The following is a 10,844-nucleotide window of genomic DNA, read 5'->3' as shown; positions in this document are numbered from 1 at the left end:
AAATAGTCTTAAAGAAGAACGAGGTAAATGATGAATATTTCAGTAATTACGGTGTCTTTTCCTTTAGACGGAGAAACATTAGAAGAAGTACGCTCGCTGTGTGAAGAAGCGACGACGCATGATTATCGTGTGTATGAAACAATTATGAATGTGCCAGTAGCAGGATCTTTTGATTCGAAGGGCTTTATGGTGCTTGCTTATGATGATGATCAAGATAAGGTTGTCGGCGCAGCAAGTGCAATTGATTTAATGGGTTTGCATACTTATGAATGGTCCCTAGTTGTCGCACCGATGTATCGCAGGATTGGTATTGGTACAGCTTTAGTGGAGGTTTTACAGGCAGGACTTGTAGAACGTGGTGCAGAAGGTCAACTGGCTTTAGTTGTTGAAGGCGCTCCCCTGAGTCGAACATTTATTGAAGGCAGTGGCTATGCGTATAGTTTTTCGGAGGCGACATTAGAAACAAAGGCAGAGCCTGTAGATTTGCGTGAGGATATTCAAATTGAGACATACGCTGGCGAGAAAGAGCAGCTTGTTGCGATTTATAGCGAGGCATTTGGTGACTTACCAGAGGAATCTGAGGAGCTGATTCTTTTCAATACGTCTCATGAAGGACGTAAGTTGTGGGTAGCACGTAAAGACGATGAAGTTGTGGGGACAGTGACAACAGCTGAAGAAGGCGAAGTCCAGTGGGTAACGGCATTAGCGGTTCATCCAATGCATGAAGGGCAAGGAGTTGGCACAGCGTTACTGTCATACACAAAAGACTTTGCTAGTCGATCTGGAGCTAAATGCGTCATGCTTGATGTTGAAATAGAGAATAGTAAGGCACTGTCGGTATATGAAAAAGCTGGTTTTATGAAAGCACAACAAATTGATTATTATGTAAAAAAATAAAAAGAGGAGCTGTGCCAAAAAGTGCAAGATTATACTTTTAGCATGGCTTTTTCTTTTGGGATAATTACGGTGTGGTGTCTCAAACTCTATTAAGAAGTCTCTTTTTAGTCATAAATAGTGGTTCCAACCATACATTGTTAGTAAGTTTGGTGAAAGGAGTCGGTTGGATGCGTATCCCTGCGTTAAGTAAGAGGAAGCCTTCTGAGAAAAGAGATAGAAGTTCGTGGTGGAGGGTTGTGAAAGTGTATTTAGCGAAAGGGAAATATTATCGTTTACCTCCTCGAAGATAGAAGAGATTACTGGTATTATTCATGACTATTTACGAAAAAGAGTTCTGCTCACAACGTGTGGCTGTGAATGGAACTTTTTTTGACGTTTTTAAAATTGCATAATGGTATTTATTTAGTGAATATGTCCAACTGGGGACAGAGTTAACGATGAAACCTCAAGAAGTGATGGAAAATGCAATTATTTCAGGAGAGGCGTTCTTGGTCTCAATATTATTGTCAAAGGGTTCTTTCTCATTAAGTTTATCAGATAAATATGAAAAAAATTCGATTGATCATTAAACTAGAATTTTAAGATATGCAAAAAAACACCTTTGATTTCTAAGTCGAAGGTGTTTTTTGCTGTTTAAGTAAGGATATGTTGTTAGTCTTCTAGTAAAAACGTCTTTTTGGAAGGGCCCACCAAATAGAGTTCATGCATAGCGCGTGTTAAAGCGACATATAGTAGTTTTCGGTCAATTTTTGTATCGAAAAATGGAATGTCAAATGCTGCTACGATGACAGCGTCGAATTCAAGCCCTTTTGCTAAATGACTTGGTACGACAAGTAGTACCTGCTGATTTATCGTCTCATCCTCGGTTAATAGCTGTACGGGAATATTACTTTCAAATAATGCTTCTTGCATGTACTTTGCATCGGCTGTTGTTTTACAGATTAGTGCTACTGATTGGTGACCATTTGCACGAATTGCATCAAAAATCAAACCGATTTGTTTAGCATTAAAGTTATCAGCTTGTACAAAGGTCGGATCATTCCCATGGCGGACAACTGGTTCCACTAGCGGAAGTTGTTCATCCATTTGTGCCAAAATCATATTGGCAACCTCCATAATTTCAATCGTTGTTCGGTAACTTTTTTGTAATGTTCGGAAGCTTGCCCGTGGGAATAAATCTTGCACCGGCTCCCAAGCGGTAAGTGAACGATAGCTATGTATACCTTGTGCTAAATCGCCCACCATTGTAAACATATCTGTTTCGAGACCGGTTTTTAATGCAGCAAGCTGGAACAAGCTATAGTCTTGCACCTCATCGATAAAAACAACTCGCATTTTCCATTCATCAGCAATGCCTTTAATACGTGCGTGTAAATAGTAGAGCGCAGCTAGATCCTCTAATGCCCAATTCTCCTTTGCATGCACCTGGATAAATTGTTGTTGTTCAATATAATGCCATTCAGGTGTAAGTTCTTCTAGTAGCTCGTGGCGCGTTAAAAATGTACGATACAGCGTCTTAACATTATATTTTGTGAAGCGACGCATATAGACTGTAGCAGTCGATTTTGCCTCCTTCTCAATAGCCGGGATACGTTCGTCACGCTCATCGATAAATCTTGTCACGATGCGGCGTCTTTTATCATCATCACGAATCCCGTTTAATGCTTTGCCTAGTGCTTCATCATATTTTGCGTTGAGTACATTTAAGACAGCTTGTTTTTTCTGTCGGACATGACTGGCAAGTACTTTTTTAATATGTGCAAGCCGTTTTTCAATCGGCATGTAAGAAAACTCATATAAAAACAGTTTCTTTAAATGGGAGCTGCGCATAATTAGGTACTTTTCAATAAAGACATCTTCGAATTGTTCAGCAATTTCTTGTTCGATTTTTTGAAGATAACGCTCCATCACATCCCGGTAATATAGAGAGCCCTTAATTTCAGAAATCCAAGCAGTTGGATGATCGGTACCACCTGCTACAAGTGATTCAAGTTGCTCATTGGGATTGCGTAGTTTGAGCTTTAGCTTCGTTGCGGCCATAACGTAATCTGCGTAGGTCGTTTGGCAAATTTTATCGACACCGAGTTCTGGTAGTACATCGCCAATATAATCAATAAATAATTTATTTGGTGCTAAAATCATGAGCTGTTCGGGATTAAAGTTTTCACCCATCGTGTATAAGAAATACGAAATACGGTGGAGGGCAATTGTCGTTTTTCCACTACCGGCAGCGCCCTGTACGATAATAGGCTGACGTAGATGCGCACGAATAATTTCATTTTGCTCTTTTTGAATAGTAGAGACAATTTCGGTCAAACGAACATCTGCCTTGCCTTCAAGTGCCTCTTGTAATAATTCATCATTTGTAGTTAAATCGATGTCTCGAATGTCGAGTAGTTCACCATCTTCAATTTTATATTGACGCTTTGCAAATAAATGCCCCTTATGTGTTTCGCCACGAACGTCATATTCCATATCGCCAAGGCGGCCATCATAATAGACGTTAGCGACAGATGAGCGCCAATCAACAATAATCGGTTCATGGGTATCGCGATGGAATAAAGAAGTTTTTCCAATATATAAAAGTTCTTCAGGATCACCTGTTTTTTGAAAGTGGATACGGGCAAAGTAGGGCTTTTTTTGGACAGCTTCTAAGCCTTCTTTTTGGGACCGTGCCATTTCGAAAAATCTGGCATTCGATAAAATATTTAAATAGCTTAAGCTAGAATCCAAATAGTCGAGATCAGCCATCGATTTACGGATGTTCTCTTGAGCAGATTTTAAATCTCTTTGCGATTCATTTAGAATTTGTTGCATATACTCTTTCGTGTAAGCAAGACGCTCTTGCTCAGCGATAAAATCCGGATGCCTTGCAATCATTTGTTGCACCTCCTAAATATGTATAAAATTCAATTTTGTCTCTGGGGGAGTTGATTGGGCCGCGGGTACAAAAAATCTCTGACTTCCACCGAGGTCACTGAAAAACTCTAAACTAGGATTTTTTTATAGCATTTTTTTTTATAGCATTATTTTACTATGCAAGGATTTAGCGCGGCGGCGGATGTTTTTTGCGCGAAAGCGAACGCTAGAGCGCTAAATCCTTAAAGTCATATTTTTATTAGAGAATTTATTAGAAAAACACTTTTTCAGTGGCCTTCTTCCACCGGAGGAATTAATCTGAGTCGGGTTAAATAAGTTCTCATATTACTATACAAAAAATATGGCTATAAGTGAAAGAGAAGGAAGTTTTCTGTAAGACATTGCTATACTATAGGCAGAAATTAAAAAGGGAGGCTATTCATATGGATATATTTGCGCATAGAGGTGTATCTGGACACTATCCTGAAAATACGGGTGCTGCTTTTTACGCAGCGTCAAAGTTACCTATTGCAGGTATTGAACTGGATGTACATTTAACTGCGGATGGCGAGTTAGTAGTTATTCACGATGAAACAATTGATCGTACATCTAATGGAACTGGATATGTTAAAGATTATACACTGCAACAGCTTCGTGCATATGATTACGGCTCATGGTTTTCAGAGGAATTTGCAGGTGAAAATATTCCAACACTCAGTGAAGTATTAGAGTTGTTTGTAGGGACACATCATCTTATTAATATTGAACTGAAAACAGATGTTTTTCCGTATGAGGGTGTTGAATCTCTTGTGATTAAGGAAGTGGCGACGCATCAAATGACCGAACGTGTTATTATTTCTTCGTTTAATCATGAGTCACTCCAAATTGTGAAACAGCTTGCTCCGTATATTGAAACAGCTGCGTTATTTGCAGAGATACTAACTGATTTTACGACCTATACCTCTCAAATACCTGCAAATGCGATTCATGTTAGTTTACCTGTAGCAATACGTAAATCTGTACGTACAGCGTTGGAAGAGGGGGCTATCATTCGTGTTTACACAGTCAATGACATCGAATACGTACAACCATTGCAGCAGCTCGGTGTGCATGCCATTTTCACGGATGATCCCGTAAAATTAGCAGAGGCGTTACAAGGAGAATGAAAAAGCACATCCAGTTGAGGATGTACTTTTCACCATTTTGCAATGTGTTCCTCGATACTGCCCAGCATTTGTTGAATAACAAGTGTTTCGCCGTTTTCAAGTAATATTCTGCCATCATAATAGCCGAACATCTGATGTACTTCGGATTTAATAAGTTTGGCATTCGATGTTGCTACACGCTCGAAGAAAGGGGAGAATGTTAAATCTAATTGACTTGAAAACTTTGATTTTACATGCCAAGGTTGCATAAAATCCTCTCGGTCATAATCAAACAACACATCTTCATGAATTTTCGTCATTTTGCCATCAACGAATACGGCATTTTCCGTCATTCCAGTACCATCTGTCCATTTTCCACCAAGATTTAGGCCAATACGACGTCCACGTACTCTTTGCGATGCCATGCCCCAATTCCATGTGGCTTGTCTTGGCCAAACGCCACGACCATAGTCGAGTACAGCGAAACTTTCTTCAGGTGTAAAGGAAAAGTGGCGATTGCCAATTGTTACAAGACCAGAAGTTGGAAGAGTATGATGCTTTCCTGTAAATTGGAAAGTTTTACGATTCCAAGGGACGACTACATTTAGCGACTCATCCTCGGGTGGGTGTTGAATAATAAGATCGGCTCGCAATGCTTCACCGTCAAAGTTGGGGATAGACACAACTAAATGTGTTTCATTTTGAATATACGATATATCGATGCTCATCTCGCTATTTTTAAAACTGACTGTTTCAAGTACTTGAGTCGGCATTTTAAGCTTGCCACCAAGCGGAATGGTAATTGTTTTTTCGAAATAGCGTTGCGTTTCGTACTCAAGGAAATAAACGAAGCAAACTGCTGCATAATCAAGATGACTAATTGTTGCAGAGAATGATATTTCATCACCATATATACACCAGTAATTCCATTTCTTTTTGCGCATCATATGTCCAGTTAAATTACTATTTATGAGAGGCTTACGTGCAAATCCTATGGCTGAAGGATTTAGATTGCCTTTTTTATCGCATAAAAGAGTAGGTAGTACTATTTCTTTCTCAGCATGCTGCTTCACATTTAACATCCTTCCTTTTAAAATTTTAAATTTTCGCACCATTTCTTCTATTGTAACAAAAACAATCTTGTAAATGGAAAATATAGCGTTAAATAATAGAATGTTATTAATGAACATATGATGGCATAAGGAGGGGATTGTTGCAAATACGTATAATAGACAGGCGGCAGTACAGTATGCGAACTTGTGGTGGAACAGAAGTAACCCGGCATTTCCTTTTTTTGATGTAGACTGTACGAATTTTATATCCCAATGTCTACTTGCTGGGGGAGCACCAATGCGAGGAGCTCCAAGTAGGGAAAAGGGGTGGTGGATACAAGGACGGAATTGGAGCTTTAGCTGGACGGTTGCACATTCATTAAGATGGTATTTAGAGGGCTCGACTAGAGGATTGAAAGGGAGAAGGGTTCAATCTGCTGAGGAATTAGATCTTGGGGATGTCATTTTTTACGATTTTCAAGGAAATGGGAAAATTGATCATTCCGTGATTGTTACAAGCATACAAAATGGGATTCCATTTGTGAATGCTCACACTTCAGACAGTATCAATCGTCCATATTTCTATGAAGACTCAACAGCGTATACGCCGAGCATGACATATTATTTTTACCATATCAATGATAGTTTCGCTTAGAAGGCTACAGGTGTTAAAGTGCGCTGTTTTATGATAATGTTGAAGATAGATAGATTAAACTAATCTGAATTTTCTAAACGTTATTATAAGGAGCGACAATAATGAGCGAACAATTTTTAACTGTAAAAGATGCAATCATCCAGCGCCGTTCGATAAAAAAGTTTAACGGGCAACCTGTAGATAGAGAGGATTTGCTAGAAATAATAGATGATGCAGTATGGGCACCGAATCATGGTAACCGTGAGCCTTGGCGTTTAGTTGTTGCATGTGGCAAGGAATTATTTGCTCTTCATGAATTACTGCGTGACCTAACTGTTCCGAAATGGCAGGATCTTTCTAGTGATGATTTAGATAAACAAATGTCAAAATTCACATTAGCAGGTGGTTATGTATTTGCCATCGTGCCAGAAGATGCTCGTCAAAAAGAACGTTTAGAAGATTATGCTGCGGCAAGTTCAATGCTTCAAAATATGCAACTGCTTGCTTGGGATAAAGGTATCGGTTCATGCTGGAAGACCCCTGGGTTTTTAGATAATCCGAAATTCCGTGAAGCGTTGAAAGTTCAAGCAGGTGAGCGTGTCATTGCTATGCTGCAAGTAGGTTATTTCGATGATTTGCCAAAAGCAAAAGAACGTAAAACATCAGCGGATATCGTAACGATTTTCGGTGAATAAAACAGAACAAATCCTCTCGCGTGCATGTGCCAGCGAGAGGATTTGTTTGTTTCCATGTATTTAAAGTGAAAGATAAACATCACAAGGTTTAAATTTTGCACTAGTTATTATTTTTGTAATTCAGCGACCTCATATAGGTAGTCACCTAATACACGTAACCCTTTGTCGAAGTTTTCAAGGTGGAAGTGCTCGTTAGGCGCGTGGAAGTTTTCGCTCGATAAGCCGAAGCCCATTAACACGACAGGTAGTTTTAAAATTTCATCGAATGCAGCGACGATTGGAATTGAACCGCCACCGCGAGTATAAGCTGTTGGCACATTATATACTTTTTCGTAAGAACGACCAGCTGCCTGAATGAGAGGGTGGTCAAATGGTGTTAAATATGGACGACCTTTATCAAATTCAGAAATTGTCACTTCTACGCCAATAGGTTTAAATTTTTCGATATGTGCTCTCAGTAATGCGACGATTTCATCTGGTTCTTGGTTTGGGACTAATCGGCATGTGATTTTTGCGCCAGCTTCAGCGGGAAGTACTGTTTTAATCCCTTCGCCAGAGAAGCCACCAAAGATGCCGTTGACTTCTAATGTGGGACGAGCCCAAGTTTGTTCTAAATACGAGTAGCCAGCCTCACCAAATAATTCTTTTACACCGACTTCTTCTTTCACATCATCTTCATTAAAGCCTAATGCTTTGTATGCTTCGCGTTCCTCAGCTGTTAAAGGCAGTACTTTGTCGTAAAAGCCTTCTACTTGAATCGTACCATGCTCATCGCGGAAGGAAGCTAAAATCTCTGCTAGTGCATGGATCGCATTTTGTACGCCGCCACCATAGAGTCCAGAGTGCAAATCTCCCTTAGCTCCGCGCACATCAATTTGAAGGCCAGTCAATCCGCGTAAGCCGTAGCATACAGCTGGTTTGCCAGGACCGTAAAGACCTGTATCCGAAATTAGAATTAAATCCGCGGCTAATTTTTCTTTATGTTCTTCCACAAAGGCAGGAAGGTTTGGACTGCCAATTTCCTCTTCGCCTTCATAAATGAATTTAACATTCACCGGTAGTGTCCCCGTAGTAGCAAATAAAGCCTCAATCATTTTTAAATGCATAAATACTTGCCCTTTATCATCACTTGCCCCACGTGCAAACAATTTGTTGTCACGGATGGTAGGGTTGAACGGTTCACTTTCCCAAAGGTGTAATGGGTCTACTGGTTGCACATCATAGTGACCATAGAAAAGAATTGTCGGCTGCCCTTCGGCATGTAACCAATCTGCGTAGACAACAGGGTGTCCAGCTGTTTGTGTAATAGAAATGTTTTCTAAGTTTAACTTTTCAAAGGCTGTTGCTAGCCATTTTGCTGCATCTTGGATGTCTTCTTTGTGTTCGGATAATGAGCTAACACTCGGTATACGTAAAAATTCATTTAATTCCTCTAAATGCGCTTCTCGGTGATTTGTGAAGTAAGCGTCTAATGCTTGTAAATGCGACATAATGGTACCTTCTTTCAATATTTAAATTATTTAGATAATACAAATTATAGCACAAAGTAGTAAGGAGATAGCAGGGAAGACCAACCGTATGTATGCAGATGATATTGTGAAAAAGCGTTTAGCGAATATTACAAGTAAGAGTGATTAAGCTTACATCATTGTAATGAAATTGAAAGCCAATCCGATAGAGTGTAAGACATTATTTTGCGAGAATGTGTATAGAAGCAAGAACATGAAGCGGAGGAATACACAATGAATGAAAAATTAGAAAGCGTATATGAAGAATATAACCGTTACATCTATCATTTATGTCTAAAACTAACTCGTAGTAATACGGAAGCTGAAGATTTAATGCAAGAAGTTTGGGTGAAAGTTGTGCGCTACGAAGATAGCGTTGCAGAAGTTGAACATATTAAAGCTTGGTTAACGACGATTACGATGAATACATTTAGAGATCGTTATCGTAAAAAAGTACGTCGTAGTAAGTATATGATGAATCAACCTGAAACATTAGACGTACCGATCTTAGATTTGGTTCCCAATAATGATATTTCAACGGAAGAAAAAATTGAAAAAGAGGTTGTCACAAAATTAGTGCAAGAAAAAATGGGGCAATTAGATGCGATTTACCAAAAAACTTTATGGTACTTCTACATCGATCAGTACTCACTTGCAGAAATTTCTGCCCTTATGAAGGTATCTATTGGTACAGTGAAATCTCGTTTATTCCGTGCGAAAGCGCGTTTAAAAGAAATGTTAATGGCTGACGTATCAGTAGTAGAAGCAGTGCTACCAGCGTAAGTATAATCTTATTGGTTGCACTTACAGAATTACTTAGTCAGAAGTATTCGTACGACCAATCAAAAAAAGGTACGCCACAAACGTAAATTTGTGGCGTACCCTTTTTTATTCTAACGATTAGGATCGAGTAAACATTTTGCAAAAATATCACGTAATGTTTGCACTTCTTCAGCTGAAAGCATACCAAACATATTGTTAATGATTTCACTGACTTGTTGACGAGATTCCTCTAAAACTTCTTCTCCCTCTGAAGTAATCTTAAGTTGAGATGCTCGGCGATCAGTCGCATGCTGCGTTTTTTCGATAAAACCAGCATTGATGAGCTTCGTTGTTAGAACAGTGACGCCACCTGTAGTTACTTTTAAACGATCTGCAATAGCAGAAGGGCGCTTTGGACCCTCCTGCGATAAGTAATCTAAAATTAAAATATGGGATTTTGAAAAGCCGAGTACATTATGATTATTCCACTCGTTTGCCCATTTTCGTTCGATTGAAGATACAACTTCAAACAACGAAGAAATGGCTTTTTGTTTTTCTTGATCCATATATGTCATCTCCAAAACTGTTTTAGCTTTCTTGCGCCAATTTAGTCATCGCGTTTAATTCGTACGCACGCACTTTACGTGGAATAAAACGGCGGATGTCCATTTCATTATACCCAACTTGAATACGTTTTTCGTCTACCAAAATTGGGCTGCGAAGCATTCTTGGGTGAGCTTGAATAATGGCATATAACTCTTGAATAGAAAGCTGGTCAATATCAATATTTAAATTTTTAAAGTCATTAGAGTTAGTCGCGATAATTTCATCTGTACCATCTTCTGTCATGCTTAAAATCTCTTTAAATTCTGCTAATGTTAATGGATGGGATGTAATACGTTTTTCTTTGTATTGAATATCATGCTCTTTTAACCATTTCAATGCTTTTCTGGATGAAGAACAGCTTGCTTGTGAGTAAATCGTTACTGTCATTCTTCATTCCTCGCTTTCTTTTTTAGATTATATTTTATGGATAGCTTATTAGTAAGTTAGTTTATACTTATATCTTACTAGTAAGATATATATAAATCAATAGTTTATCAAAAATTTTCTTAAAACTTTTTCGAATCTATGATTTTTTTGAATATATTAAAATATACGCTTGAAAGAGCGGAAAGTTTCGTTTTTTAAGCTTACAATGATGTAAGTTTAGAGTTTTGTTAGAAACTTTTAACAATATCGTGATAAGTTTGAACATTATGTTGATAGGGGGAAATAAAAAAACACCATAC

General features: G+C 38.7%; 10 protein-coding genes. 5 read left to right on the top strand and 5 right to left on the bottom strand.

Annotated elements, in window-relative coordinates:
- Nucleotides 1-30 precede the first annotated feature (30 nt).
- Nucleotides 31-897, top strand: a complete 867-nt coding sequence (locus tag ACIQ2D_RS12815) for a GNAT family N-acetyltransferase (protein ID WP_402864584.1) — start codon at nt 31-33, stop codon at nt 895-897.
- A gap of 651 nt (nt 898-1,548) precedes the next feature.
- Here the strand turns inward: ACIQ2D_RS12815 and helD are convergent.
- The gene (gene helD, locus ACIQ2D_RS12810) at nt 1,549-3,777 is read right to left on the bottom strand and encodes an RNA polymerase recycling motor HelD (protein WP_402864583.1); all 2,229 of its coding nucleotides are present in this window, start codon (nt 3,775-3,777) and stop codon (nt 1,549-1,551) included.
- Between the two features lie 422 nt (nt 3,778-4,199).
- On the opposite strand from helD, the gene ACIQ2D_RS12805 reads away from it, so the two are divergent.
- Entirely contained in the window at nt 4,200-4,922 is a 723-nt protein-coding gene (locus ACIQ2D_RS12805) for a glycerophosphodiester phosphodiesterase (RefSeq protein WP_402864581.1), read from the top strand.
- A 29-nt stretch (nt 4,923-4,951) separates the two neighbouring features.
- Here ACIQ2D_RS12805 and ACIQ2D_RS12800 read toward each other — a convergent pair whose 3' ends face one another.
- Nucleotides 4,952-5,974, bottom strand: coding sequence for a DUF2804 domain-containing protein (locus ACIQ2D_RS12800; RefSeq protein WP_402864579.1), 1,023 nt, complete (start codon nt 5,972-5,974; stop codon nt 4,952-4,954).
- 136 nt (nt 5,975-6,110) lie between these two features.
- Here ACIQ2D_RS12800 and ACIQ2D_RS12795 point away from each other — a divergent pair, with 136 nt between their 5' ends.
- Entirely contained in the window at nt 6,111-6,608 is a 498-nt protein-coding gene (locus tag ACIQ2D_RS12795) for an amidase domain-containing protein (RefSeq protein ID WP_402864808.1), read from the top strand.
- Nucleotides 6,609-6,709: 101 nt separating this feature from the next.
- On the top strand, nt 6,710-7,282 hold the full coding sequence (locus tag ACIQ2D_RS12790; protein WP_402864578.1) for a nitroreductase family protein: 573 nt from the start codon (nt 6,710-6,712) through the stop codon (nt 7,280-7,282).
- 107 nt (nt 7,283-7,389) lie between these two features.
- On the opposite strand, the gene ACIQ2D_RS12785 is transcribed toward ACIQ2D_RS12790, so the two are convergent.
- Nucleotides 7,390-8,772, bottom strand: a complete 1,383-nt coding sequence (locus ACIQ2D_RS12785; protein ID WP_402864576.1) for a dipeptidase — start codon at nt 8,770-8,772, stop codon at nt 7,390-7,392.
- A gap of 252 nt (nt 8,773-9,024) precedes the next feature.
- On the opposite strand from ACIQ2D_RS12785, the gene ACIQ2D_RS12780 reads away from it, so the two are divergent.
- The gene (locus ACIQ2D_RS12780) at nt 9,025-9,573 is read left to right on the top strand and encodes an RNA polymerase sigma factor (RefSeq protein ID WP_402864574.1); all 549 of its coding nucleotides are present in this window, start codon (nt 9,025-9,027) and stop codon (nt 9,571-9,573) included.
- 110 nt (nt 9,574-9,683) lie between these two features.
- Here the strand turns inward: ACIQ2D_RS12780 and ACIQ2D_RS12775 are convergent, their stop codons facing one another.
- Together ACIQ2D_RS12775 and spx are read right to left on the bottom strand one after the other, a co-directional pair.
- Entirely contained in the window at nt 9,684-10,118 is a 435-nt protein-coding gene (locus tag ACIQ2D_RS12775; protein WP_402864572.1) for a MarR family winged helix-turn-helix transcriptional regulator, read from the bottom strand.
- Between the two features lie 22 nt (nt 10,119-10,140).
- A complete protein-coding gene (gene spx, locus ACIQ2D_RS12770; protein WP_402864570.1) occupies nt 10,141-10,545 on the bottom strand; it encodes a transcriptional regulator Spx in 405 nt (134 codons plus the stop codon).
- Between the last annotated feature and the right edge of the window lie 299 nt (nt 10,546-10,844).

Source organism: Lysinibacillus sp. NPDC097287 (assembly GCF_044761695.1).
Classification (GTDB): domain Bacteria; phylum Bacillota; class Bacilli; order Bacillales_A; family Planococcaceae; genus Lysinibacillus.
This window is presented reverse-complemented; position numbering and strand designations above follow the sequence as displayed.

Excerpts from the sequence above, each read along its gene's own strand:
- ACIQ2D_RS12815 (WP_402864584.1), top strand. The coding sequence starts at position 31 with ATGAATATTTCAGTAATTACGGTGTCTTTTCCTTTAGACGGAGAAACA.
- helD (WP_402864583.1), bottom strand. The coding sequence starts at position 3,777 with ATGATTGCAAGGCATCCGGATTTTATCGCTGAGCAAGAGCGTCTTGCT.
- ACIQ2D_RS12805 (WP_402864581.1), top strand. The coding sequence starts at position 4,200 with ATGGATATATTTGCGCATAGAGGTGTATCTGGACACTATCCTGAAAAT.
- ACIQ2D_RS12790 (WP_402864578.1), top strand. The coding sequence starts at position 6,710 with ATGAGCGAACAATTTTTAACTGTAAAAGATGCAATCATCCAGCGCCGT.
- ACIQ2D_RS12785 (WP_402864576.1), bottom strand. The coding sequence starts at position 8,772 with ATGTCGCATTTACAAGCATTAGACGCTTACTTCACAAATCACCGAGAA.
- ACIQ2D_RS12780 (WP_402864574.1), top strand. The coding sequence starts at position 9,025 with ATGAATGAAAAATTAGAAAGCGTATATGAAGAATATAACCGTTACATC.
- ACIQ2D_RS12775 (WP_402864572.1), bottom strand. The coding sequence starts at position 10,118 with ATGGATCAAGAAAAACAAAAAGCCATTTCTTCGTTGTTTGAAGTTGTA.
- spx (WP_402864570.1), bottom strand. The coding sequence starts at position 10,545 with ATGACAGTAACGATTTACTCACAAGCAAGCTGTTCTTCATCCAGAAAA.